This window comes from Oceanispirochaeta sp. M1, assembly GCF_003346715.1.
GTDB lineage: Bacteria > Spirochaetota > Spirochaetia > DSM-2461 > DSM-2461 > Oceanispirochaeta.
Genome location: NZ_QQPQ01000004.1, coordinates 79,290 through 105,458, shown reverse-complemented (window position 1 = coordinate 105,458; position 26,169 = coordinate 79,290). Strand labels below are relative to the sequence as shown.

The 26,169-nt window shown below is 43.5% G+C and carries 24 protein-coding genes; 15 read left to right on the top strand and 9 right to left on the bottom strand.

The features are described 5' to 3' along the window. The first annotated feature begins 10 nt into the window (after positions 1–10). Positions 11–322, top strand: a complete 312-nt coding sequence (locus tag DV872_RS03725; protein ID WP_114628505.1) for a hypothetical protein — start codon at positions 11–13, stop codon at positions 320–322. A 3-nt stretch (positions 323–325) separates the two neighbouring features. Here the strand turns inward: DV872_RS03725 and DV872_RS03720 are convergent, their stop codons facing one another. From DV872_RS03720 to DV872_RS03700, 5 genes are read right to left on the bottom strand one after another with little or no spacing between them, the layout of a single operon-like run. After that, complete coding sequence (locus DV872_RS03720; protein ID WP_114628504.1) at positions 326–1,135, bottom strand: hypothetical protein; 810 nt, start codon at positions 1,133–1,135, stop codon at positions 326–328. A 59-nt stretch (positions 1,136–1,194) separates the two neighbouring features. Beyond that, positions 1,195–1,863 carry a CoA pyrophosphatase gene (locus tag DV872_RS03715; RefSeq protein WP_114628503.1) on the bottom strand — a complete coding sequence of 223 codons (669 nt, stop codon included), beginning with the start codon at positions 1,861–1,863 and terminating at the stop codon, positions 1,195–1,197. An 11-nt stretch (positions 1,864–1,874) separates the two neighbouring features. Next, positions 1,875–2,768, bottom strand: coding sequence for a PfkB family carbohydrate kinase (locus DV872_RS03710; protein ID WP_114628502.1), 894 nt, complete (start codon positions 2,766–2,768; stop codon positions 1,875–1,877). A gap of 10 nt (positions 2,769–2,778) precedes the next feature. Next, complete coding sequence (locus tag DV872_RS03705) at positions 2,779–3,963, bottom strand: aminotransferase class V-fold PLP-dependent enzyme (RefSeq protein WP_158546816.1); 1,185 nt, start codon at positions 3,961–3,963, stop codon at positions 2,779–2,781. Positions 3,964–3,986: 23 nt separating this feature from the next. Further along, on the bottom strand, positions 3,987–4,994 hold the full coding sequence (locus tag DV872_RS03700; RefSeq protein WP_114628500.1) for an aldo/keto reductase: 1,008 nt from the start codon (positions 4,992–4,994) through the stop codon (positions 3,987–3,989). Between the two features lie 140 nt (positions 4,995–5,134). On the opposite strand from DV872_RS03700, the gene ppk2 reads away from it, so the two are divergent. Genes ppk2 through DV872_RS03685 form a run of 3 tightly spaced genes read left to right on the top strand, consistent with a single transcriptional unit; the run spans position 5,135 to position 7,834 of the window. Further along, positions 5,135–5,932: a polyphosphate kinase 2 gene (gene ppk2 / locus DV872_RS03695; protein WP_114628499.1), complete on the top strand. Its 798-nt coding sequence runs from the start codon at positions 5,135–5,137 to the stop codon at positions 5,930–5,932. A gap of 9 nt (positions 5,933–5,941) precedes the next feature. Continuing rightward, positions 5,942–6,994 (top strand): DNA adenine methylase, encoded by a 1,053-nt coding sequence (locus DV872_RS03690; RefSeq protein ID WP_216664356.1) that lies wholly within the window; start codon positions 5,942–5,944, stop codon positions 6,992–6,994. A 3-nt stretch (positions 6,995–6,997) separates the two neighbouring features. Next, complete coding sequence (locus tag DV872_RS03685) at positions 6,998–7,834, top strand: DpnII family type II restriction endonuclease (protein ID WP_114628498.1); 837 nt, start codon at positions 6,998–7,000, stop codon at positions 7,832–7,834. Between the two features lie 72 nt (positions 7,835–7,906). On the opposite strand, the gene DV872_RS03680 is transcribed toward DV872_RS03685, so the two are convergent. Then, positions 7,907–8,692, bottom strand: a complete 786-nt coding sequence (locus DV872_RS03680; protein ID WP_114628497.1) for a hypothetical protein — start codon at positions 8,690–8,692, stop codon at positions 7,907–7,909. Positions 8,693–9,044: 352 nt separating this feature from the next. Between DV872_RS03680 and DV872_RS03675 the strand changes: the two genes are divergently transcribed. Next, on the top strand, positions 9,045–9,581 hold the full coding sequence (locus tag DV872_RS03675; protein WP_114628603.1) for a ferritin: 537 nt from the start codon (positions 9,045–9,047) through the stop codon (positions 9,579–9,581). 134 nt (positions 9,582–9,715) lie between these two features. Here the strand turns inward: DV872_RS03675 and DV872_RS03670 are convergent, their stop codons facing one another. Continuing rightward, on the bottom strand, positions 9,716–9,994 hold the full coding sequence (locus DV872_RS03670) for an RNA-binding protein (protein ID WP_114628496.1): 279 nt from the start codon (positions 9,992–9,994) through the stop codon (positions 9,716–9,718). Positions 9,995–10,399: 405 nt separating this feature from the next. On the opposite strand from DV872_RS03670, the gene DV872_RS03665 reads away from it, so the two are divergent. From DV872_RS03665 to DV872_RS03655, 3 genes are read left to right on the top strand one after another with little or no spacing between them, the layout of a single operon-like run. Continuing rightward, positions 10,400–11,029 (top strand): GntR family transcriptional regulator, encoded by a 630-nt coding sequence (locus DV872_RS03665; RefSeq protein WP_114628495.1) that lies wholly within the window; start codon positions 10,400–10,402, stop codon positions 11,027–11,029. Between the two features lie 51 nt (positions 11,030–11,080). Beyond that, complete coding sequence (locus tag DV872_RS03660; protein WP_114628494.1) at positions 11,081–12,220, top strand: glycerate kinase; 1,140 nt, start codon at positions 11,081–11,083, stop codon at positions 12,218–12,220. Continuing rightward, positions 12,217–12,882: an HAD family hydrolase gene (locus tag DV872_RS03655; RefSeq protein ID WP_114628493.1), complete on the top strand. Its 666-nt coding sequence runs from the start codon at positions 12,217–12,219 to the stop codon at positions 12,880–12,882. Before DV872_RS03660 ends, DV872_RS03655 begins: the two co-directional genes overlap by 4 nt. On the opposite strand, the gene DV872_RS03650 is transcribed toward DV872_RS03655, so the two are convergent. After that, a complete protein-coding gene (locus DV872_RS03650) occupies positions 12,866–13,831 on the bottom strand; it encodes an alpha/beta fold hydrolase (RefSeq protein WP_114628492.1) in 966 nt (321 codons plus the stop codon). The two genes, DV872_RS03655 and DV872_RS03650, sit on opposite strands and share 17 nt — an antisense overlap. A 191-nt stretch (positions 13,832–14,022) precedes the next feature. Here DV872_RS03650 and DV872_RS03645 point away from each other — a divergent pair, with 191 nt between their 5' ends. From DV872_RS03645 to uxaC, 4 genes are all read left to right on the top strand, one after another. After that, complete coding sequence (locus tag DV872_RS03645; RefSeq protein ID WP_114628491.1) at positions 14,023–14,772, top strand: FadR/GntR family transcriptional regulator; 750 nt, start codon at positions 14,023–14,025, stop codon at positions 14,770–14,772. Then, on the top strand, positions 14,769–16,286 hold the full coding sequence (locus DV872_RS03640; RefSeq protein ID WP_114628490.1) for a tagaturonate reductase: 1,518 nt from the start codon (positions 14,769–14,771) through the stop codon (positions 16,284–16,286). Before DV872_RS03645 ends, DV872_RS03640 begins: the two co-directional genes overlap by 4 nt. Beyond that, the gene (locus DV872_RS03635; protein WP_114628489.1) at positions 16,283–17,761 is read left to right on the top strand and encodes a UxaA family hydrolase; all 1,479 of its coding nucleotides are present in this window, start codon (positions 16,283–16,285) and stop codon (positions 17,759–17,761) included. Before DV872_RS03640 ends, DV872_RS03635 begins: the two co-directional genes overlap by 4 nt. 74 nt (positions 17,762–17,835) lie before the next feature. Then, positions 17,836–19,236: a glucuronate isomerase gene (gene uxaC / locus DV872_RS03630; protein ID WP_114628488.1), complete on the top strand. Its 1,401-nt coding sequence runs from the start codon at positions 17,836–17,838 to the stop codon at positions 19,234–19,236. Positions 19,237–19,284: 48 nt separating this feature from the next. On the opposite strand, the gene DV872_RS03625 is transcribed toward uxaC, so the two are convergent. Then, entirely contained in the window at positions 19,285–20,874 is a 1,590-nt protein-coding gene (locus DV872_RS03625; RefSeq protein ID WP_147283090.1) for a histidine kinase N-terminal 7TM domain-containing protein, read from the bottom strand. 142 nt (positions 20,875–21,016) lie between these two features. On the opposite strand from DV872_RS03625, the gene DV872_RS03620 reads away from it, so the two are divergent. Genes DV872_RS03620 through DV872_RS03610 form a run of 3 tightly spaced genes read left to right on the top strand, consistent with a single transcriptional unit; the run spans position 21,017 to position 26,133 of the window. Then, a complete protein-coding gene (locus DV872_RS03620) occupies positions 21,017–24,808 on the top strand; it encodes an ankyrin repeat domain-containing protein (RefSeq protein WP_114628486.1) in 3,792 nt (1,263 codons plus the stop codon). Positions 24,809–24,867: 59 nt separating this feature from the next. Beyond that, on the top strand, positions 24,868–25,266 hold the full coding sequence (locus tag DV872_RS03615) for a thioredoxin family protein (protein WP_114628485.1): 399 nt from the start codon (positions 24,868–24,870) through the stop codon (positions 25,264–25,266). A gap of 60 nt (positions 25,267–25,326) precedes the next feature. Next, positions 25,327–26,133, top strand: coding sequence for a nitroreductase family protein (locus DV872_RS03610; RefSeq protein WP_114628602.1), 807 nt, complete (start codon positions 25,327–25,329; stop codon positions 26,131–26,133). Positions 26,134–26,169 lie beyond the last annotated feature (36 nt).

The following is a 26,169-nucleotide window of genomic DNA, read 5'->3' as shown; positions in this document are numbered from 1 at the left end:
ATTTAAAGTAATGGTACATACAGCAGTCCTTGAAGTTATTATTGAGCACAGATTTCCGGAAATGCAGATAGCAATTCATCCCAACGATGGACTGGATCTGGATCTGATTACACGGGAGCATGGATTTTTTATCTTTGCCGGGACGTCTCTGGATAAATTTAAAGAGGGAAAGGGGCTGATTGGAGAGGGTGAGCTTCACCTTCTGAACGATTGTCCTCACGGTGTACTGCAGGTTTCAGAGAAAATCTCTCTTCGACTGGCGGGTTCTGACAAGGCCATGCTGATTCTTGATAATAAGAAAGTTCTTCTGGCCTATAAGTAGAATCTATATTTCTTCCAGAATCTCATCATTTCCCATATTCACTCCGGCTTTTACAGTAAAGGCATTGTAGCGGTTTTTCAGTGAAAAATAAGAACGTTTATATAGGTCATTCTGAAATTTAAACTGACTTATTTTGTCCTGTAGAATTGAGTTTTGTTCTTCCAGTTCACGGGCTCTTTCCTGTGACAGCTCCAGGGCATATTTCATCTCTATCATCTTTTTCTGTTCCAGTATCCGCTGATTCAGGTCATTGAACTGTTTCATGAACTGAGTCCGGACATCCGTATCAATAATATTCAAATCTGTAAAATCCATATTATCCACAAATGAGATAAGACGGTTGTAGAGAAAACTCACAGGGATTTCCAGGCTGAGACGAGAGTTCCCATCCTGATTTCTTGAAAAACTGACAGTATTTTCAAGACCTGCTATATGAAGAACAAACAGCTCATTCAGATCTACAGGTTTAACTGTGTTGAGTCTGTCAATTTTACTTTTAATTATTGTGGAAGAACTGGCAAATTTTTTGAGAAAGAGAAGTGTCTTGTTTCCTTCATTCAGATTAAGATCTTCAAGACGGATTCGTTCAAAGAGTCGTGTTACATATTCGAAGAGTTCTGTTAGCAGTCTGTATAGAAGATTTCCCCCGACGGAGAAGCGGCTGTTATCCCGCATCAGTTTCTGATAATTTTTAGATTTTAAATATTCATCCATAATCAGAATAACAAGATGACTGCCTGCTTTTCCGGGATTTCTTGTGAGATGTCCGTTAAATATGAGTACTTCGTTGTTGTCGATACTGTTCTGTTTCATAAAATAATGCTCATATATTATTTACGACCTGCCGCCCCATAAAAACAATTTAATTTAACTCATTCCAGTAAAAGAGGCAACATATCAACCAGAATCTGTGCAGTTATACCCCAGAGAATCCCATTGGAGGTTCTATAGGCCCATATCTTGTGGGGGATGCTTCCTTCCCAGGGACTTTTATATCTTTCCGGAAGGTCCAGCTCATGGGAGGGAAAATGTAATTCACGTTCTCCTGTTTTTCCGTTTTCCGAGTAGGGGTGAACCTTTACGGGGAGGTCATAGATAGACGGGCTGTTCTCTCTGAACCAATTCAGGGGGATGGTGAAAAGTTTGTCCACTTCTTCCCTGTTGGGCTCCAGATCTTCATAGTTTTCAATTTCAAGAATACCAACATAAGGCTGGACTACAACGCTCATGGGGGTAACCAGAGTACCCTGTGAACCCAGCACTTTTATCTGTTCCGGTACAACTCCGATCTCTTCACAGGTTTCTCTTATGGCAGTATCTCTGAAATCTGTATCCAGTGCAGAATCATATCTGCCCCCGGGAAAACATATCTCTCCGCCCTGTCTGATACCGGCCGCTCTTTTCTGAAAGAGTATGGACCAGTCGTTTTTTTCTTTAACAAGGGGAATCAGGACGGCAGAACAAAACATATTTTCCTGCCCGATGATGCGGGGATAATTCTCCCTGGACCCCAGGCTTTCCCTTATCATTTCAGGATTCATGGATTACCATTTTATTCTGCCAGAGCTGATAGAATTTTTTCATCCAGTTCTGGGGTCGCTCCGGAATGGCCTACTACAAAATCTGCAACCAGGGCGGCCTTCTTTCCGGCTTTTTCAAGTGAATCTCCCCTGAGGTAGTAGTAGAGGAAGGTTCCTGAAAAACTTTCACCTGCACCTATGGTATCTATAACAAATACCTTGCTGCCGGTAATCTTGAGAGCCTTTCCCTTTGTCTCTTTATGGTAGAGTTCAGCTCCCTCGTGCCCGTATGTTATAACAAGGAGTTTCATGGGGTATTCTCCGGAAGCTTTTGCAAAGAAATCTTCGGCGGTCATTTCTGCTCCGAAAACCAGTTTCGACACAAGGGGCAGCTCTTCATCATTGAGTTTCAGAATACTTGTGAACTTAAGAGTATTTTCTAATATCTCTTTGCTGTAATAGTTCTGTCTGATATTTACATCAAAAAACAGTTCTTTATAATCTCCATTTTCAAGGACAGTATTAAGAAGTCTTCTGTTACTTTCAGTTCTCTGGGCAAGGGTGCCGCAGTACAGAAGGTCCCATTTTTCGGCCATCATTTTCCTGAGAGATCCGTCATCCGGTGTAATACAGTCCCAGGCCGAACCTTCCCGGATATCATAGCTTGGAATACCGTTTGTGACCTGTACTTCAATAATCCCTGTGGGGTGATGGGGACTGGAATATATATAATCTGACTTAATTTTTTCGGAAGCCAGAATTTCTGAGGCTTCATTTCCCAGAACATCCTGTCCCAGGGCACTTAGCATATAGCTTTCGGCTCCGAAGCGGGAGAGATGGACTGCGATATTGGCCGGTGCTCCACCGAAATAGTCATCACCGTCTATTCTGTCAAAAAGAATTTCTCCAAAACTTAAGGTTTTCATAGTTCCTCCATCAGAGTGAATTTATGGCAAAAAAGGTAGTCAGGGCTTTTCTAAGCCTGAAAAAGTCATCTCTTTTACTCTTTCTGCCAAGGGATATTCTCAGAGAACTGCCACTCAATTCACTGTTGAACCCCATTTGTTCCAGTATCCGGGAATTGCCGTTAACCGATCCTGTACAAGCTGAAAAACGGCTTAAAAAAATTCCCTCTCTGTTTAAATGATAAAACAGATCTTCCATGGTTTTAGAACATTTTAACAAATCGGGGACAGATATGCATAGAATCCCCGGCGCATTCTTTTCAGGACTTAGTACTATAAGCTCAAAATCGGCGGCTGAAAGTATCTGAATCCCCTCTGTGCACAGTATTTCCCAGTAGTTCTGAAGTTCAGGCAGATCTTTTCTGTACAGCTCCACGGCTCTGGTCAGAGCCGAGGCGGCAGGTATGTCCGGAGTTCCTGTATTCCCTGTCTTATCATCACAGAGTTCAAGCTCCGGTTTCAGAACACAGACCCCCGTACCCTTAAGACCGTATATTTTCTGCCCGCTGAGGGAATAGCCGTGTGCATAAGGCATCCAATGATCACTCTCCAGCCTCGCCATGGCCTGGGGGGCATCCAGAAATACTCTTGTTTCGTTCTCTACGCAGATGTCCCATAATAGAGCACAATCCTGCAGAGCACCGGTCTCGTGGTTTACAGGTGAATAGATAAAGAGAGATTCCGGATTTTCCTTCAGATCGGAACGCAGCTTATCCGGATCTATACAGCCTTTACGGTTTACGGGAATTTGAATGAAGGGGATTTTCTGTTTTTTACAATAAGCTTTGGACTGTTCAATCACAGTATTATGCTCACAGCACCCTGTAATCACAGCTTTGGGAGGAATCCTGATATTCCGGAGAAGAAGAGACAGAGCATCCGTACTGCCCCGACAGAACTGTATGCTTCCATCTTCCATGGAGCTGAGGCTTTTCCATCTTTTTTTCAGCTCCTCCATATGATCCAGAACTTTCTGACCTGCCAGGTGAGGGGAGTCCGGGTGAGCCCATATTTTCATAGCGGTATTCTGGTAATGCGCCAGAACTGCAGGGTCCGGCGGGCATGCCGCATTATAATCTAAATAGACCGCAGTGGGCTCATCAATACTGACCCGGGCCTCTTTGAGTTTTTGTAGATGCCGGCAGTTACAGCTCAAGTTTATTCTCCTGTATCAGCATATTATTTCCGGTAGCTGTTTTTTTCCAGTATTCCATTGATTTTACTCAATTCATTGTCACTGAATTCAAGATTTTCCAGAGATTTAACATTTTCCTCAAGCTGGCTTACCCTGCTGGCTCCTATAAGGACCGTGGTAATTGCAGGATTATGCAGTATCCAGGAAATTGCCATCTGAGCCAGAGACTGGGAGCGTTGTTGGGCAATGGAGTTCAGCTCCTGGAGCATGGATATTACATTTTCGGTGATTTTCTCTTTTTTGAGGAAGCCGTCCAGAGCCGCCCTCGAGTCTTCAGGAATCTCGCCGCCCAGATATTTTGAACTCAGCAGCCCCTGGGCAAGTGGTGAAAAGGCTATGCCTCCCACACCCTCTTTTATCAGCAGGGAATCCAGTTCTCCTTCAACCCATCGGTTCAGCATGGAATAGGAGGGCTGATGGATCAGACAGGGGGTACCCAGATCTCTTAGAATCTCAATTGCATCGGCCGCCTCTTCCGCCGGGTAGTTTGATATTCCGGCATAGAGCGCTTTTCCACTTCGTACTGCTGTATCCAGGGCTCCCATTGTCTCTTCAAGGGGTGTTTCAGGATCGGGGCGGTGGGAGTAGAAAATATCAACATATTCCAGTCCCAGGCGTGCAAGACTCTGGTCAAGGCTTGAGAGCATATACTTTCTGCTTCCCCACTCTCCATAGGGTCCGGGCCACATCAGATAGCCCGCTTTTGTGGAAATAAGCATCTCATCCCGGTGTCCGTGAAGATGGGTTTTTAAGATTTTTCCGAAGTTCTCTTCAGCTGAGCCCGGGGGTGGTCCATAATTGTTGGCCAGATCAAAGTGATTTATTCCCAGATCAAATGCCTTGAACACCAGGTTCTCCATGGTTTCAAAATCATCATTCTCTCCGAAATTATGCCAGAGTCCAAGGGCCAGGCGGGGAAGTTTTATCCCGCTGATTCCGCAGCGTTTATACTTCATTTTGTCATACCTGTTTTCTGATGGTTTGTAATGCATTTCGATCCCCCTTCTTTGCTCACAAGTATAACTCAGTGCAGATGAACTTGTATTAAGTTTTTGAACAATACTATTTTATTGATTATAATACCCTTATACTCTTAGACCCTGACAGTCTGATAGAATAGAAAGGAGTCACCATGCCAGATAAAAAATCCAAAAAAAAGAAGCTGAAAAAACAGGAATATGATGAAGAACTTCTCCGTCTGCAGGTGGAACTTGTGAAGCTGCAGGACTGGGTAAAGCAGAATGAACTGAAGGTCTGTCTCCTTTTTGAAGGCAGAGATGCGGCTGGCAAGGGTGGAGTGATCAAGAGAATCACCCAGTATCTGAATCCCCGTTTCTGTAATGTTGTGGCCCTTGGTAAACCGACAGATAAAGAGGAGTCTCAGTGGTATTTTCAGCGTTATATTCCCTATCTTCCAGCCAAAGGTGAGATGGTTCTATTTGATCGAAGCTGGTATAATTGTGTGGGGGTTGATCGGGTTATGAATTTTACAACTCCTGTACAATGGGATGAGTTTTATAGAAGCTGCCCCGAATTTGAACGGATGCTGATCAGATCGGGGATGGTTGTGATTAAATACTGGTTCTCCGTCTCTCCGGATGAACAGCTAAAACGTTTTAAGGGAAGAATCGACGATCCCATTAAGCGTTGGAAAATATCTCCCATGGACCTGCAGTCTATTGAGAGATGGGATGATTACTCCATAGCAAAGGATGAAATGTTCAAATATTGTAATACAAAGGACTCTCCCTGGTATGAAGTTCCGGCGGATAGCAAAAAAAAGGCCAGATTAAACTGTATTTCCCATCTGCTCTCCTGTTTTCCATATAAAGAAGTACAGCCTATGGTAATTAAACTTCCTGAAAGACCGGTGAGTACCTATGACCGACCTCCTCTGACTGAAGAAAATCTTATACCGAGAAATTACTGAAAACTGAATATGAATCCTGATTTCAAACTCTATCCTCAACTTCGCTTTATGGGTAATAAATACCGTCTCCTTCCCTGGATAGAAGAAGAGCTGTCGGCTCTGGATTTTCATTCCGTACTTGATGCATTTACAGGTTCCGCATCAGTTTCTTATCTTTTCAAGACAATGGGCAGACAGGTCTATAGTAATGATTTTCTTAACTTCCCTTCTGTATTAAGCCGGGCTGTTATAGAGAATCCTTCAGTAACTGTGAATCCAGATGAAATCAGAATGCTCAGTGATTTTTCAAATTCCTCTGATTCAGAAGCCGGGAATGGGAATTGTTATGATTTTATAAAAAGAACTTATGAGGGAATATTCTATAATCCGGAAGACCTTGAGTTCCTGGACCTGATCTCCTGGCGTTTGACCAATTTGAATAATCCATATAAAAGATCTCTGGTCATGGCGGCTCTTATCCGCTCCTGTGCAAAAAAGCAGCCCAGGGGAGTATTTACCATCTCCGGTGATCTGAGCCGCTATGATGATGGGCGAAGAGATCTTAAGCTCAGTCTCCGTGAACATTTCACTGAGCAGATTGAGCAGTATAATAATGCTGTCTTTGATAATGGAGAGATGAACAAGTCATTCTGCGGTTCTGTTTTTGATCTACAGGAAATGCCGGTGGATCTGGTCTATATGGATCCACCATATGTACCCCGCTCAGACGATAACTGTTATGTTAAACGCTATCATTTTCTGGAAGGTCTGTCTAAATACTGGAAAGATGAAGAAATCATGTATAATACGAAGGTCCGGAAAATACACAAGAAATATACCCCTTTTTCCTACCGGGGTGATGCCCTGGAGGCATTTGAAGGGATGTTCAGGAAGTTCAGCAGGAGTATTCTTGTTTTATCCTATTCATCCAACGGATATCCTGATCTGGATGTACTCGTCTCTTTGATGGAAAAATATAAATCCAGTGTCGAAGTAAGAAGCAGGGATCACCGCTACCACTTCGGAACACATGATAAGGTCAGACGCTCCAAAGTGCAGGAATATCTGATTATAGGAAGATAGAAGATGAAGAAAATTACCCAGACAACTCCCGGTCTTCTGAATAAACTGAGTGCTCTTGAAACAGACTGGAAGGATGATTTCTCCAGGAGAGTCCTGGTATTCCTGAACAAATTTGAATCAGTCAATGATGATCCCTGGACTCTTGTTCGCCTTCTGGATGAGGATTTTGAGACTGCATCCACTATCATCAGGCTGTTTCTTGAAGTATCAAAGGATGAATATAATACCCTCTTGAGATCTCTGTTTTCTGACTCCAGATCTGCCGGGAAAAGTGGATTCAAAGCAAATCCTCTGGGATATGTGGAGACTTTACAGACCCTTTTTCTGTCCGGGAAAATCAGGGATACCATAAATAGAACCTATACCTGGGAAGATATTCTCACAGAGCGTCTGAAGGGCGGTCGGGGCAGTGCCATAAAAGGGCAGAAAAGAGGCCGGGAGCTGGAAGATTATGTGGAGGCAATTGTCGCCTCTGTGTTTTCGGAATATGAGGCCCGCTGCAGCTTTACAGGCATGGACGGTATCTCTACAGAAAAAGCCGATTTTGCAATTCCCTGCAGGGAAAAGCCGGAGATCCTGATTGAAGTGAAGGGTTACGGTGCCACCGGAAGCAAACAGACCGATGTAATAGGCGATGTTAATAGGATTATTCAGGAAAAGCGGCACGACACGGTGTTTCTGATCTTTACTGACGGGGTTACCTGGAAGGCCAGGGAAAGTGATTTCCGGAAGCTTGTTGATTTTCAGAATTCAGGATATCTCTACAGAATCTATACAAAAAAATTGAGTGCTGAATTTAAGCAGGACCTCATGCTTCTCAAGGAAGAAAAGGGGCTCTAGGCCAGTCATGCATTCTCTCCACTGTGATGATGGTGTGGAGAGAATTATGATGAAGGGGTGGAGAGAATTACATTAGAAGGAGTAGGAAACACCCACTTTCCAGAGAATAGTGTGTCTATTCTTATCCTCAGCGATATTTGTATTCTGATACCACATCTCTGTATAGGGAGAGAGGCCGTTATCGGCATTGTAGGACGTTTTTATTCCCACACGGTCTCTTCTTAAATCCTGAGCTGATTCTCCTTCGGAAATCACATGTCTGTACAGACCGATTCTTGCAAAAGGATTAAGTGAAATCCCGTTATCGAATTTATGGTTGTAATAGAGTCTTGCCTGAAATTCTACGGCATTTAATTCATCTTTTTTTTCAAATTCATTATAGATTCCGACAGCTGCACTCTGATTGTTATTAAAATTATGCTTATAACCGATTTCAGTTTCACTGTAGAAATTATTGTCCTGATTTGCATTAACCTTAAATGTGGGCATAAGATTTATATAGGTCAGCTGTGATCCCAAGGGGATTCCGAAGTTCATTTTAAATCTGTTTTCCATATTGCTGTCCAGATAGTCACCCCTGGCAGGTGTATTGATCCTGAGTTCATACTCCGGGTTGAAACTTACTTTACCCAGACCGAATGTTCCTCCCAGCATGATTTTCTGTCTGACAGTATGACCACTCTGATAGTCTAATTCATCAAAATAGTAATCACCGGCCATTCTGTTTTCAGCTTCAACCTTGAGGTAAAGAGGAAGATTGTCATTGGACACAGCAAAAGTCAGTGCCGGTGTAATCTGTAGATCTGATTCTCTGTGCTCTTCATGGATGTTTGTTTCATTTTCAAGATAGGTTCCCACTTTAACGGTCCAGTCATCAGCTGCAGATAGGGGAACAGCTAAGGTTATTAATAGGGAAATCAGCGGTAGAATTGTTAATTTATTGATAATATATTTCTCCTTTGTCTCATAGAATGTCTGAAAGTAATTTATAAAAATTATAGGTTCAGTATCGGGATATTCTCTATAAAAAATAGGTAATAAAACAAAACATTTATTTCAGATGCGGCCTGACTATAATCTATGATTTCCGCCTTTTGAGGAGTAATCTTAGTGTAGCTGTGCATGGTAAATAATTAAATATATAAAAAAAGGTGAAATAATGGTCAGGATTGATTATTATTACTATAAGACTAAGATAAAGAGGATTAAAATGGCATTAGATAAAAAAATGGCCCATGCTCTGAATGAGCAGATTAACGCAGAGATGTTTTCAGCTTATCTTTACCTTTCAATGGGAAGCTGGTTTGAAGAAAAAGGTCTGTTGGGAATTGCCCACTGGTTCCGCTGTCAGTATCTTGAAGAGAATATGCACGGCATGAAAATGTATAATTTTGTTTTTGAGCGTGGTGCCAGAGTGACTTTGAAAGCCATTGAAGCTCCTAAGACAGAGTGGACAAGTTACCTGGATGTGTTCCAGGAAGTTGCCGAACATGAGGCCCATGTAACTTCACTTATTAATAATCTTGTAAGAGTGGCGAGAGAACTGAATGATTATGCATCAGAGAGTTTCCTTATGTGGTTTGTTGATGAGCAGGTGGAAGAAGAGGCCACAGCGGGTGAGCTCGTTTCAAGGTTAAAGCTCATAGGGGATAATCCTAATGCCCTTCTGATGCTGGATAATGAGCTAAAGTCCAGAGGAGTCTCTCCTAATGTGCTGCCCATCCATCTTGGAGAACCTGTTGCTTAATAACTGTATAAGATTATATCGCTTCCCAATCAGGATGTTATATAATTAGAGAATACTTATAAATGAAAAAATCCTCCGAAAGGAGGATTTTTTTTGGCCTTTGCAGGCCGAAAGACTTTTATATAAATAAAAGCTTAGAAGCGGTTGTTGTCCCGGGGTCTTCTTTCGCGTTCGATAGCTTCGTTAACACGCAGGTTTCTGCTGTCCAGTTCCTGATTGTTCAGGGCTGCGATAGCTGCTTCTGCTGCTTCATCTTCTTCCATTTCAACAAAACCAAAACCTTTTGAACGGTTTGTTTCTCTGTCGAAAATGATTCTTGCGCTGAGAACATTACCAAACTGAGCAAAGTGGTCAGCTAGTCTGTCTTCATCGGTGTTGTAGTTTAAGTTACCTACATAGATTTTCTTGGGCATTGTGCATCCTTACCGGTCTTACCGGAATTTAAAAATAAAAAATTCATTTGAGAGCGTAACGACTTTATTACACATATCCTAGTCATGTGATTCTAAATCAGTTCGCTACTCTTATAAGGATGTACAAAAGGAACACGAAGACGGAAATCAGAACAGATAAGGAACTGCATAAATTAAAAAGAACAATTACGGTTTCTCAACCTACCTAAATAAATAACAGGAAATGACGTTACGGTCAATGATTTTTCTATGAAATGGCCTTATTAAATGGGTAAATTCTATAAATTTTGTGATATTTCTGCTAAATCACATCATTTTACTATTGATCTGAGGTAAAACCTGAACTATCATGTGATATATCACGAGACTGTTAAGGCCCTTTTTTTTGGTAATAAGGAACAGCTAATGCTTTTATCAAGAGATGTATATAACAGAATTCTAGAACAGCTGCTGGCGGGAGAACTCCTTCCGGGGCAGATAATAAACAGAAGACAGATAGCATCTGAGTTTGGTGTAAGTGTCGCCCCGGTTCTTGAAGCCATGCTCTTATTGGAACATGAAGGACTCCTCGAAACAATCCCCAGAAAGGGGACCCAGGTTCGTCTTGTACGACCTGAAGATGTGTTGGGTCAGTTTATGATTCGGGATGCAATTGAAAGTAAGGCTGCCAGGCTTTATTGGAATAAGGGGCTTAAGAATAATTCAGAGGATATCCTGGATTTTGCCCAACAGGTGGACGGGGCAACTCAGGATCTTCTGGATGACTGGAGACAGGAAATTCTTTTTCATAAAGAACTGGTTAGCCTTGCAGGTATTCCCGCTCTCACGGCTGCCTTTGACAAGACTATGAAACTCAATCTTTTTTTTACCATGACCAGAACTGTTCCGGAAGATAAAAAAAACATCCGGGATAATCATGTTGTTCTTATTCAGAATCTGCTGAAGGCGGTAAACACAGATGAGGCGGAGAGCATTATCAGAACTCATGTCTGGTTTGCCAAGGATTACCTGCTTGAAGGACAGCCCCAAATTTGAAAATCATCATTTGTTTGAACTAATATAAATAAATATACCCAGGAGATATTAATGAAAGTAGTCATCGCTTCGGATTCTTATAAAGGATCAAATACCAGTATTAAAGTTGCAGGAGCCATTGAACGGGGAATCAAAAAAGTTGATCCCACTCTGGATGTTGTTAAACTGCCTGTTGCTGATGGAGGAGAAGGTCTGGTTCAGGCTCTCGTTCCGGATGAAAACAAATGGATATATGTAGAAGTTAAAGGCCCCATGGGTGAATCCGCCAAGGCGGAATATGCATTATATGGAAATGATACTGCTGTAATTGAGATGGCTTCGGCTTCAGGACTTCCCATGGTACCTGAGGATAAAAAAGATCCCTCCATGGCCAGCACTTACGGAACAGGGCAGTTAATGAAAGATGCTCTGGACAGAGGATGCAAGACAATCCTTATAGGAATAGGCGGAAGCGCCACAAATGACGGCGGTACCGGTATGGCCAGAGCACTGGGAGTTAAATTCCTGGATTCTGACGGAAAAGAAGTTGAAGCTGTGGGTGGAAATCTTGACAGTATTGCAGATGTAGATCTTAGCGGTCTTCTGCCAGCTGTTAAATCGGCTACTATCAAGGTCGCCTGTGATGTGGATAATCCTCTCTGCGGTGAGCATGGTGCCAGTGCCATTTACGGTCCTCAGAAAGGCGCCACTCCTGAAATGGTTAAGATGCTGGATGCCAATCTCGCCTCTCTTGCTAAGGTCATGGAGAAGAAAACAGGACAGGATATGTCTGAAGTTCCCGGAGCAGGTGCTGCAGGTGGACTCGGTTTCGGTCTGATGGCGTTCACCGGCGGCGTCCTTGAAAAAGGTATCGACCTTGTTCTTGATTCAGTAGGTTTTGATGAATCCCTTGAAGGTGCCGAACTGGTAATCACAGGGGAGGGGAGAATAGACGGGCAGTCTGTTCGAGGTAAGGTTCCTGTGGGAATCGCTGCCAGAGCCAAGAAAAAAAATATCCCTGTTCTGGTTATTGCCGGAGACATCGGTCCCGGGATCAGTAATCTCTATGAATACGGAATTGATGCTGTTATGAGTACTGTTAACAAGGCAATGCCCCTCAAGGAGGCTCTTGAAAGATCTACTGAGCTTCTGGAAGACGGAGCCGAAAGAGCCTACAGAATGATTAAAATCGGAATGGATATAAAGTCTTGAGAAAACAGGCTCTCATATTTGATCACGACGGTACTCTGGTGGATTCAATCGATGCCGTCGTGTTCTGTACAAATCAAATTATAAAAGAAGCAGGTTATGCTGTAGCAGAGCCGGCAGAAATCCGTCATGGAATGGCATATGCAACACTCGAGCGTTTTACCTATCATACCGGTGAAAAAGATCCTGATGTTCTGAAAAAAATGAGCAGAGATTTTTATGTCTGTATGAACGAGCAGGGCGCCGGCATGGTCAGCTTATATCCGGGAATCAAGAAAGCCCTGGACCGCCTGGCTCGGGACGGCTTTTCTATTGGACTTCTGACAAATAATCAGGGGATCTTTACCCGCCGTGTGGCTGCTCAATTGAAATATTCCTACGATATGGAGATTATTCTGGGTGAAGACAATGTTCCAGCTCCCAAGCCCGATCCCCGTGGGTTGTTACAGGCCTGTGCCGGACTGGGAGCAGTTCCAGAAAACTGCTGGTATATAGGTGACGGTAAACCGGATTTTGAGGTAGCCAGGAACGCAGGCCTGAAGAGTGCCCTTGTTACCTGGGGAGCCCATCCCAAGGAAGAGCTGCTGAAGCTCGGAGCCGATCGTTATTTTGATACGGCACCGTCCATGGCAGATTTCTTTACCTCTCCTACAATCCCATCATGAAAAGATAGCTTTTATCATTGAAATCCGGGATATTTTCATGTCCGAAATCAGGGTATATGCAGATATCCTTGGGAGCTTTAATTTTATTATACATGGCAAACTGGCTTGATGGAGGACAAATGTCATCTATCAGGCCGCATCCCATCAATACCTCTGCCTTGATTCTCGGGGCAAGAAACTGCAGGTCTATATAACCCAGAGTGGAGAAAATCTCATCCTCTTTTTCGTGGAGAGGATCGAATTTCTTGAAGAAATACTGGAGCTCACTGTAGGCATCCTGACCCAGATCCATTTCCCATACCCTTTTATAATCACAGAGAAAGGGGAATTCCGGAGCAATCCTTTTAATCCGCGGTTCCAGGGCTGCACAGGCCAGAGTCAGGGCTCCTCCCTGTGATCCTCCAAGGGCACCGACCCTTGTTTCATCCACCTCCGGACGATTAAAGGCTATTCTTGCCATGGCTGCTGTATCAAGAAATATCTGTCTGAAAAGAAGTTTGTCAGGGCTGTCTGAGAGTCCTCTGATAATCTGACCCTTCCAGGTCGTACCCGAAACTCCGCCTCTGTCTTCTGATGTTCCTCCCTGACCTCTGCTATCCAGGGCAAATACTGAATATCCGGCAGCGGTCCACTGCATAAGCTCCGACCATGGGGGAGCCTCTCCGGTATAACCGTGAAAACGGAGTACCGCCGGATTTTTACTGGAATCTGAAGCTCCTGCGGGTCTGGCATATCGAACGTGGATACGGGAGCCTCCGACACCTGTAAAATAGAGATCAAAACAGTCGCTGTGATCTGTCTTGAAATCTGAAGGAATCAGCTCTGTCTGAAAATCCTGTTCATCAAGTTCTTTCAGAGCCCTTTCCCAATAATTGTCAAAGTCTGAGGGTTTGGGATTTATCCCCTTGTATTTTTTTAATTCCTTTAAGGGCATATCTACGATGGGCATTGGTTTCTCCTTTATGTTAATTCTTCCTGGTGTGGCTTCTACACCCTGCCGGGACTGAGGGCCTAAGGGTATTTTAATTCATTCTTTATGAATGGTGTATGAAAATATCCCTGATTACTCTTAATATATATTGACAGATTGGTTGACCAGTTGTATTAATGAATAAATTGGTTAACCAATAAGAGGGTTACATGTGTAAACAGTCTATTGTGGATTTGAAACTATTTGAATTGACTCAGAAAGAACTTTCTCCCGAGGATTTTATATTGAAAAGAATCCGGGAGCTCCTACATCAGGGAGAGCTTCAACCGGGAGCACGTCTGCCCTCGGAGAGACTGCTTGCCGAGACTCTGAACACAAGCCGGGGAAATATCCGTAAGGCTCTTCAGAAGCTTGAGTTTTATGGGCTTGTTGAAATCTCTCCACAGAGCGGGACAAGAATCAGCTCAATGGGGCAGGAGACTGTTGAAGAGTTGATGAAGGCTATACCGGTTTCCAGAGATCAGAAAATGGCTGACCTGATGGAGGCCCGTTTTGTGCTGGATCTGCAGTGTACAAGACTGGCAGCCGAAAGACGCAGTGACTCAGACTTAATACTTATTGAAGAGAGACAGGAAGTCTTTTTAAAGAAATTCTACTCACCGGGGAATAAGGATTATCTGGAAGAGGATTACCTTTTTCATCTGGCCATTGCCCATGCAACAGGGAACCATGTGCTGATCTCTCTCCTCAGTCAGTTGACTCCTAAAATCGTAACACAGGAGCAGCCTCATCTGAAACAGAGGGACAAGGACTTCTCAAGGATTCCAGGAGAGCATCAGAAAATTATAGATGCAATCCGTCTGTCAGATCCGGAGGCCGCAGAAGAAGCCATGCTGAGTCACCGGCAGTGGGCATTAAAACGTATTTTTACCAGAGACAAAACAGGAGAAGAAAATTGAAGCAGTTAAATTTGAATCAGGCTCAGGAAATGAAACTGGAGAAAAATAATAAACCAGTCAGAATCCTTCAGTTCGGAGAGGGGAACTTCCTCCGGGCCTTTATTGACTGGATGGTTGACGGCATGAATAAACAGAACCTGTTCAATGGTAAAATTTCAATTGTCCAGCCGCTTCCTCAGGGGATGATAGGCATGATGGGGGAGCAGGACTATCTCTATACACTTCTCCTCAGGGGTATTCAGGGTGGGGAAGTCACCGTTGAGAAGAAGATAATTGATGCGGTGGAGAGAGGCGTGAATCCCTATGAGGATTTTGAAGCCTATCTGGCAGAGGCTGAAAATCCTGATTTGAGGATTATTGTCTCCAATACCACAGAAGCAGGGATCGTCCTCCGGGAAGAGGACAGTCCCGGGGATACACCTCCTGTTTCATTTCCGGGAAAACTGCTTCTTCTTTTGAAAAAACGCTATGATCATTTTGAAGGAGATCCTTCAAAGGGATTTCTCCTGTTTCCCTGTGAACTCATTGAGGAGAACGGAACTAATCTTAAAAATATTCTCCTGGATCTGGCGGGTCGCTGGTATTCTGATTCTCCAGCCTTTTTAAGCTGGATTGATGAGGCAAATGTATTCTTTAATACTCTTGTTGACCGGATTGTAAGCGGTTATCCCCGTGACGAAGTTGAAGGATTATGGGAAGAGGCCGGATATAAGGATAATCTCCTTGATACTGGAGAGATCTTTCACTTTCTGGTTATTGAAGGTCCCTCAGAATATGAAAAAGAGTTTCCCCTGGTACAGGGAGGTTTCAATGTGAAGTGGTGTGATGATCTCACGCCCTATAGAACCAGGAAAGTCCGCATTCTGAACGGTGCTCATACCATGACCGTACTGGCTGCCTGGCTTTACGGCCTTGAGACTGTAAAAAACTGTATGGATGATGAACTTGTATCCGCCTATATTCGGAAAGGAATCTTTGATGAGATAATTCCGACACTGGATCTGCCTGCTGATGAGCTGTCAGAGTATGGTGCTGCCATTCTGGAACGTTTCAGCAATCCCTACATCAAACATTTTCTCTTAAGTATTTCTCTTAATTCGGTCTCCAAGTTCAAGACAAGGGTTCTCCCCTCAATTTTGGAATATATAAATAGAACGGGTGAGAATCCCAGGCTCCTCAGCTTTTCATTGGCAGCGCTTGTCTTATTCTATAAATCTACAGGATCAGATTCAGATTCTCTGACTGCCCTCAGGGCTCTGGATGGTAAGGAATATACGATCAGGGATTCTCCCGAAGTTCTGGAATACTTCAGTTCTTTATGGAACGATAGATCTTGTGACAGCCGGAAAGATGGTGAATCCATAATGGATCTTGTTCTGAAAAAAGAAGATTACTGGGGACAGGACTTAAGTCTGGTAGATGGACTTTCAGAGCTGACGGGTTCTTTTCTTTATTCTATGGTCAGAAAGGGTGTACCTTCGGTGATGGCAGAACTGACAGGTGTTTCAAAATGAGTCAAACCTATATAAGAATCAGCGAACGGGATAATGTGGCTGTGGCTCTGGAGAATCTGAGTGCCGGCAGTGATGTTCTGGGTGTGAAGGCTGCTTCAGATATTCTGCCGGGACATAAAATAGCCCTGACAAATATTTCATCAGGGGAAAGTGTAATCAAGTATGGCTATCCCATTGGACAGGCTACAGAGGATATCAAGGCCGGAGATCATATTCATACACATAATATTAAAACTCTTCTTTCTGGAACTGTTGAGTACAGCTATCAGCCTATAGATGGATCTGTTACATCAGCACCCGGCAGAACCGGTCATTTTTGGGGATATCCAAGGAAGAACGGCCGCAGCGCTACACGAAATGAGATCTGGATAATCAATACTGTAGGCTGTGTGAATAAGACAGCCGAAATTCTCAGCAGACGAATGGAGAAAGAGGCAGAAGGGAACTGCGACGGAGTCTTCAGTTTTTCCCACCCATTCGGCTGCTCCCAGCTGGGGCAGGATCATAAGACAACTCAGACTATTCTGGCTGATCTGGTGCATCATCCCAATGCCGGTGGTGTTCTGGTTCTCGGTCTTGGATGTGAGAATAACAATATCCCCGAGTTTAAGAAAGTTTTGGGAGAGTATGATGAAAGCCGGGTTAAGTTCCTCTCTACACAGGATGCATCTGATGAAATAGAAGAAGGCATGTCTCTGATCAGAGAACTTATGAAACAGACAGTCACTGACAGGAGGGTTGAATGCCCTGTTTCTGACCTGGTGGTGGGAATGAAATGCGGCGGTTCCGATGGATTGTCGGGTATCACCGCAAACCCTTTGCTTGGACTGTTTTCAGATGCTCTGGTTGCAGAGGGAGGGTCAACAATCCTCACTGAAGTTCCCGAGATGTTCGGAGCCGAAACCATTCTGATGAACCGTTGTATCAATAAGGATGTTTTTGATAAAACAGTCAGCCTTATCAATGATTTCAAGGATTATTTTACACAGCATAATCAGGTCGTGTATGAAAATCCCTCTCCCGGTAATAAGGATGGAGGAATAACCACTTTGGAGGATAAGTCTCTGGGGTGTATTCAGAAGGGGGGGCGGGCTCCTGTAAGGGATGTTATTCCCTATGGAGGAAGAGTCTCAGAGAAGGGATTGATCCTCCTTAACGGACCCGGAAATGACATTGTATCCACCACTGCACTGACCGCCGCCGGAGCCACAGTTATCCTGTTTACCACAGGAAGGGGGACCCCTCTGGGAGCACCGGTCCCTACAGTCAAAGTAGCCACTAACTCATCACTGGCTCAGAAAAAGAAAAACTGGATTGATTTCAATGCCGGTTCCGCTGTAGAGGGAACCGGTCTGGAGGATCTGACAGACAGTTTTTGGGATTTTATTCTTGAAACTGCTTCAGGTAGGCAGACCAGGAATGAGGAAAACGGCTACAGAGAGATCTCCATCTTCAAAGATGGAGTTGTGTTGTGAGAAAAATCATTGTAATATAGTACGGTGTAGTACGGCTGGGGTATTCAGCCCCGGCAGGAAAAGGAGTGTTGAAAATGAAATTTATAAACGATAATTTTATCCTGGAGAATAAAACTGCCGCTAAGTTATATCATGAATATGCAGAAGGTCTGCCGATCATTGACTATCACTGTCATCTTGATCCGAAAGAGATTGCCCAGGATATTAAATGGGAAAATCTGGCTCAAGTCTGGCTGGGAGGAGATCATTATAAATGGAGATGTATGCGCTCCAATGGAGTGGATGAATCCTATATTACCGGTGATGCACCTGACAGGGAAAAGTTTCAGAAGTTTGCTGAGACAATGCCCTACCTGCTGCGGAACCCCATGTATCACTGGTGTCATCTGGAACTGGCCCGTTATTTCGGCATAGATGATATCCTCCTGAATGGAGATACGGCTCAGGAAGTGTGGGACAGAAGTCTTCTGGTAATCAAGAATGGAATGTCAGCCAGACAGCTTATGATTGACAGTAATGTAAAAGCTGTATGTACCACCGATGATCCTGTCGATACACTTGAATATCACAAGGCCCTTGCTGAGGAAGGATTCCAGGTAAAGGTTCTGCCCACCTGGCGCCCCGACAAGATTCTGGCCATTGATAAACCCTTCTGGAAAGACTATATCATAAGCCTTTCTAAAGCCGCCTCTATTGATATAAGGGATTATGCCTCACTGGTGAAGGCCATGAAAATCAGACATCAGTATTTTCATGATACAGGCTGCAGACTCTCAGATCACGGTCTGGAGCGCTGTTATGCACTGGATTATAAAGAAGACGATATTCAGATTATCTTCAGCAAAGCTTTATTCGGCGAGTCTATAAGTGAATTTGAGGTAGATCAGTTCAGAACATCAATGATGATGCTTTTTGGTCGAATGGATGCTGAAAAGGGATGGACCAAGCAGATTCATCTGGGAGCTCTGCGCAGCAATAACAGCAGAATGTTTGAATCCATCGGTCCGGATACGGGATTTGATTCCATTGACGATAAGAATATTGCCGGAGATCTTTCACGCTATCTTGATAAACTTGATTCTGAGAAGAAACTTCCTAAAACAATCCTTTATAATCTGAACCCCCGTGATAATGAGTTGATTGCAAGTATGCTTGGAAATTTCCAGGACGGATCGGTTCCGGGAAAAATACAGATGGGTTCCGGATGGTGGTTCCTTGATCAGAAGGACGGAATGGAGAGACAGATGGAGGCTCTCAGTCAGCTGGGACTGCTCCGCCGTTTTGTGGGTATGCTGACGGACAGCCGTTCATTCCTATCCTATGCAAGACATGAGTACTTCCGACGTATTCTCTGTAATATTCTCGGCAAGGATATGGAGAAGGGGCTGATTCCCATGGATCTTGAACTTGTGGGATCTATGGTAAAAGAGATCTCCTATGAGAATGCCAGGGAGTATTTCGGCTTTGATCTTTAATAATCGATTAGAATGATAATAGGCTGCATCCATCCGGGTGCGGCCTATTTATTTTAAAGAACCCACAGGATCGGCTGACCTGTTTATATTCGTAAGATCCCCTTGAGCATTCATAACAGTACAGCGGTTTCTTCCACTGCCCTTGGCGTAGTACATGGCTACATCGGCATTTTTCATTCCATCTTCCAAAGCAGAAGCCCTGGTACCAAGGCCGACTATACCAATACTGATGGTTATTGAGATCTCTCCACTTATGGTCTTTACTGTACTCTTTTCAATCGATGCTCTAAGACGTTCTGCAACCTCTGCCGCAGATTCAATATCTGTTTCAGGGAGCAGTAGAACAAATTCATCTCCCCCCCAACGGGAAAAAAGATCAATCTCTCTAAGATTCTGCTGACAGATTCTCACCATCTCTTTCATAACCCGGTCACCCGTATCATGACCGAAATTATCATTTACATTTTTGAACTTATCAATATCTATCATACACAGAGACAGGGGGCTGTTATACCTGATACAGCGGTGCAGTTCCATCTCTGCTATATGGTTGAAATGCCTGCGGTTCAGAATTCCTGTAAGAGAGTCGGTTGTTGCATAGTATTCCAGCTGTGCTTCCATCTGTTTTTGTTTTGTGATGTCTCTGAAGGAGAATATGCGGCCCACATCCCTGTCTTTTCTGTCTGAAAGATAAGAAACCCTCAGATCATAGAAATTACTTCTTCCATCTTTTTTCAGATGCAGAGGCTTGGAGCTGTTATCCATCAGAATCCTGGCAGCAAGTTCTACTTCACAAAGATCGGTAAATTTCTCTCCAATCAGATCAATTGAAAGAAAATGCATGATTCTCTGAGCCGCAGGGTTGAAATCTGCAATGCGGTCCTGATCATCCAAAATAAGGACAGCGTCACTCATTCCCTTAAACGATTCACTCCGGCCAATAGGCCGCAGATCAAATAATTTCCTGCTGTAGAATGCCCAGATAAAGCAGATTGCCGTTATGGTATAGGCAAGGGGCGTGAGGTCATAATTTTCAATGGGTAAGAGGTCAAAAATATATAACGCATTGGATATCCAGGGAATCAGAACACCTAGAAGTATTGTTCCATATTGTTTTTTATATAGTGCCGATGCCGAGACATAGGCTCTCAGCATAATAATTGTAGCTATGATCATTACAATGTAGGCATAGGCTGCCCACATCATGAAAAGAGGGCCATAGCTCAGTGATAACTCTTCCTTTCCCTGTGAGGATATCAGCATATATTGACTGTAGAAAAGATTGTGCCAGGGATTGGTCCATGCAGAAATTACTGTAAGGACGGGAATAATAAAAAGATATGGGTAGTGTGTCCTTCTGAATGCTCTGGATATCCCCATATATTCCAGAACAAAGATGATAAAAAAGGTCGGAACCTGAACAATAAACATATACTGGGTGTAACAAAGCCTCATTCTGATCTCAAGAGGAAAACCCATCCATAAAAAAGCTTCCAGGAGAGCCCATATTGCATTACTGATCACTATTATAAATAGAGACAGTGCGCCCCGGGACATTCTATGTTTTAGAATGTAGGTACCCAGGATGGCATTGAGAACTGAGGTGAAAAGGAATGGAATCCAGTATAATGTATTCAAACGGTTGTCCTGAGAATGGTTTAGTTTTTTATTATCGGCGTGGAAGTATAGAAACTTCTTTAATAGGCCCAAATAAAAAAAACTAAGTATGAAAAGTCATATATGTTTTGAAAATCATCAGCTGAGGATGTAGAATAGCCATATGAAATTGAAACATCTCAGCTGTATTGTTACCATCTCTCTTTTATTTCACAGCGGTTCTCTCTGGGCACAGACGGGTCTATCACTCGATCTGACAAGAAAGGTCAGCAGCTCGGTATATGAAGTGGTCCTTGAAAAACCAAAAGATGATCCCATTGTATATGCTGAAGAACTTCCAATGGATCTGATTCCGTTCCATATCAGGAATGATGAGTTTGTATCAATCGGAACAGCCTTTGCAGTGGGAGAGAATCTTTTTCTTTCGGCCGCCCATGTTTTTGCCCTGGATTCAGATACCCTCCGATATAACCTCTCTCTGAGAGATCCTATGGGTAATACCTATAAGGTTGATCAAATCCTTAAATATGACAGCAGAAGGGATTATGTTCTCTTCACTACGGAGAACCTGAAACAGGAAAACTGGCTCAGGCTGAGTGACAAAGCCGGTATCAATGAGTATGTAAATGCTGTAGGGAATGCTCATGGTGAAGGAATCATCTTCCGGAACGGTCTCTTAACATCCATGACACCTGAAAGGGAGAACGGTGAATGGCACTGGCTTAGATTTTCCGCTGCAGCATCACCCGGGAACAGCGGTGGACCCCTGCTTGATACAGAGGGGAGTGTTATCGGGATTGTCACTGCCAAATCAGACAATGAGAATCTCAATTATGCCCTGCCGGTCTCTGAAATTGGTGACCTTAAGGCAGGAGAAGCCCTGCTGCATGTTAACTGGTTATATCAGATTCCTAATATAAACTATAAACACCGCCTTATCAAAGACTACTCCAAAGCCCTTCCTGCCGGATATAAAGAGCTTCATACAGTAATGAAATCCTGGAGAAAGGAGATTGTAGATGAGAGTATAGACGCTTTGAAAGAGGAATACAGAAGTGAGATTTTTCCTGCAGATACAGGTTCCGATGAACTTCTTACCCTTACAACAGCCACTCTTTTTCCCTGTATTATCAATGAAAAAGATGATTCAACCTGGATATTGAGTCAGCCTAATGAAATTAATACTTCTGAACTCGGGGCAGGAGGTTTTCTCAGAACTGGAAAGATCTGGGGAGATGTATTCTGGCAGCTTGAACTTCCTGAAGGGGAGATCCTTTCTGACTATTTTAACAATCCCGATGCTCTTATGGATAAAATTCTCTCGGGTTACAGGGTCACCAGAAACGTGGGTTCAGCAGAAGTCAGGATTAACAGTTTCGGTCCGAATCGTGAGACTTCAAGTCATACCGACCGCTGGGGAAGAAAGTGGATACGGGGAAAGTGGGAATTGGCTTTTGCTGATTATATGGCAGTATTATATGCATTGCCCACACCTTCCGGAGCTGTGGGAATCCTGAATTTTATCTCTAAATCCGAGACCTATGCCTATGACAGTGACTTCAGAGAGATGACAGATTTTTTCTATGTCTCCTATTATGCAGACTTCCGGCAATGGGAGAGTTTTATAAATTCTGAAGAACTTCGTCCTGGAATCTTTGACAATACAATTTTTGACTATCAGCTTGGAGAAAAAGTTCAGTTAAGAACACACAGTTTTGACCTTGTTTATGACGACGGATTGCTGGGGATTAAACACAAATCAAAGATGTACGTAATTCCCTCATTTTTCAAATCTGCCGGGGACCCGGGCTGGGACATTTCCAGAGTCTTTATTTATGAAGAAGATAAAAGTGATAACTTTATAGCCATGGAGAAATCCTTTCGTCCTTTTGATGAGCATGATGCAGAAAGCATGAAGACCTGGGATACTCTTGTTGAGAAAAAGTATCCATACAACAGCGATTCCATTGTTTCCAAAGGGAATACCTATATCTACGAAACTGCGGATCTGCAGGGAAGCCGGAATAATGATCCGAACAGCCGTTTTCTTTGGACATATACTGTAGCCAGGGATGGAGAGCAAAAAGAATCCGCCATGCAGACTGCCCTGAAAAAGATCAGAAACGGTTTTACTTTAAACAGTACCGAGAAACGTGCAGCTCTTTACGGTACGGGTATCAGTATTGATGAATCCAGTTATACAAAACTGAATGAATTAACAATCTTTCAGGCCATTGCCCTTGATGATGAGGACACTCTGAAGAAATTCATAGCAGACTCAATAGACCTTGAAAAAAGAAATGATGAGGGTAAGACCCCTCTGGCTGCTGCCCTCAGTCTGGCACAGGACAGTTCGGTATCACTTCTCCTTGAAGCAGGAGTAGAGATTAATACCCGGGATAAAAATGAGGCAAGTCCAATTCTGACCGCCCTGAGGAATATGCCGGAAACTGTGTCTGAAACTCTGCTGAATATGGGTGCAGATCCTGATGTTCGAGATAGGGATGGTTACACTCCCCTTATGGTGGCCTGTCAGAATGAAATGGGGGCTGTCGCCTCTGTTATCATGGGGATGGGAGTCCCTCTTGAACCAGTAAATGGTTTAGGGAGAAGCGCACTTTACTATGCCTGTACAAATCATCTTGATGATCTGGCAGTCAGAATGATCCGTAAAGGAGCCCCTGTAAGCCTGGAAGATGATGCTGATTATACCCTCTTTTTAACCGCGATTAAGAATTCTTCAGAAGAAGTGGTCAAACTTCTCATGGAGAAGGGGACAAGGCTGGAAGGAAAGACTTCCCATGACTGGACTCCTCTGATGATGGCTCTCCGATACAATAAACCCGCAGTGACAATGAAACTTATTGATACGGCGGATTATCTTGAAGCAAAAACCAGTGATGGCTGGACTGTTCTCCATATGGCTGTCCGTTATGGTAATCTGGATTCTGTTAAGGCTCTTATTGAGAAGGGTTCTGATATTGATGCCAGAAAACCGAACAAAGCAGATATCCTGATGCTCTCACTCTACAATGAGGAGAACCGGGATGTTGCTGATTATCTGATGGAAGAGTTTGAGCTTGATTATGACATTGTTGATACAACAAACTGGTCAACACTTATGATAGCTCTCCGCTATGGAACTGAGAAGCAGGCAAGACAGGTATATCTGCGCACTTCCATTAAAGGCGGGACTACTGAAAGCGGCTGGACTCCTCTGATGTTTGCAGTCAGAAATGGACATGACTCCTTGATCAAACCATTGCTGGAGGATGGAAATCCGCTGGATGCTGTAAATGATGATGGTCTGACTGCGCTGCATCTGGCCGCAGGATATTCGGATCTGGATACTACCCGTCTTCTTGTGGAAAATGGTGCAGATATCAATGCTGTGGACAATAACAATTATACATCCATGATGCAGGCTGCAAGAAAAGGAAAGCAGGAGTCTGCTGCCTATCTTCTGAATATGGGTTCTGATACTGATATTGTAAGTGATACCGGTTGGACTGCCCTTATGCTTGCTCTCCGTTACTGTGATCCTGTCCTTGCTGAAGCCATGCTTTACAAGGGAGCATCAGTAAATATTTCCAGAACTGAATCTGAATGGTCGGATCTGCACCTGGCTGTCCGCTATAGTTCACAGAAAGTTGGAAATCTGCTGATGGAGAGAGGTGCTGAACCTAATGCTCAAACAGATCGTAATACAACGCCTCTTCATCTGGCAGCTGAGTATAATGAAGGTCTTGTATCCGGTCTGCTGATGATCGGAGCCGATCCGGATTTGCAGAATGATTCAGGGGAGACTCCTATACATGTAGCAGTAGAAGAGCTGAAAGAAGAAGCTGTACGTGAGCTGTTGCTTGGTGGAGCCAGATCTGATATTGAAAATAATGATGGAAAAACAGCCAGTGAGCTTGCGCAGGATAAGGGTTCTCTGAAGAAACTGTTTTAAACTTTGACAAGTTATATGAATCATAGTATATTCAAGAAAACCTATATAAGGATGTCGTTTTGAATATACTATCGACTATTGTCATTGTTATTGCATTGTATTTCGGGTTTCAGTATTTTATGATTTTCAAAATGAAACAGAAAAAGGGGAAAGCCGCTCCTGAACTTTCAGGTTCCTACGGCAAGGCAGTAAAGAACAGCAAAACATCTCTTTTCTATTTTTACAGTCCATCCTGCGGTGCCTGCCGCAGCATGACACCCCTTGTTGAGGACTACACAAAAAATAATCCCCGATGTTTCAAGGTGGATGTCTCTAAAGATATGGAGACCGCCAGAGCCTTTGGAATCATGGGAACACCCTCCACCGTACTTGTTGAAAACGGGTTAATAACTGATTTTATCGTAGGTCCCAAGCCTGCCGGTGATTTTACCCGGCTTCTTGAAATGACAAGATCATGATTGACAATTTCTCCGTATCCCATGATTCTTAATATCAACAATCCGGGATTCGGGGAAATTATGAAAGAAACTATCAAGCTTCTCAATAACAGAAAATCTCTAAGAAGCTATGCCCGTAAAGAGGTCAGCAGAGAGATTAAAGATGAGATAATTCATGCAGCCATGAGAGCACCCACTGCAGGGAATATGATGCTCTACTCCATGCTGGAAGTTGAGAATCAGTCAATAAAAGAACGACTTGTGATTTCCTGTGATCATCAGCCTTTTATTGCTAAATCTCCCTTTGTTCTTATCTTTCTGGCAGATTACCAGAGGACCTTTGATCATTTCATGCATTCAGGAGTCGAGGAATACTGCAGAAGGGAAAGAAAAACAGTACGGACACCGGCTGAGGGTGATTTCCTGCTGGCCTGTAATGATGCCCTTATTGCTGCACAGAATTCTGTTGTTGCCGCCGAATCTCTGGGTCTGGGATCCTGTTATATCGGGGATATAATGGAGAATTATGAGATCCACCGTGAAATGTTCAATCTGCCCGATTATGTTTTTCCTGTAACCATGATCTGCTATGGTTATCCAAAAGACGGATATGCAGAAAAGGAGCCTATGATCCGTTTTGAGCAGGAGTTTGTCCACTTTAAAGACAGTTACAGACAGCTTGATGCAGATGATTTTAAGAAAATGTATGATCCCTTTGAGAAAAAGCTCTTTAAGAATGTGCAATATAAAAATCATGCCGACAATCTGGGACAGCATATGTATTCCCGAAAATTTGACAGTGATTTTTCCAGAGAGATGTCCCGATCCGTAAAAGCTGCCCTGAGCTTATGGCGATCAGAGGACGCCAAGTTGGATATTGAGAGGTAGGGAGCGATTTCTCCGGGGGGATTATATGGTGCTTCT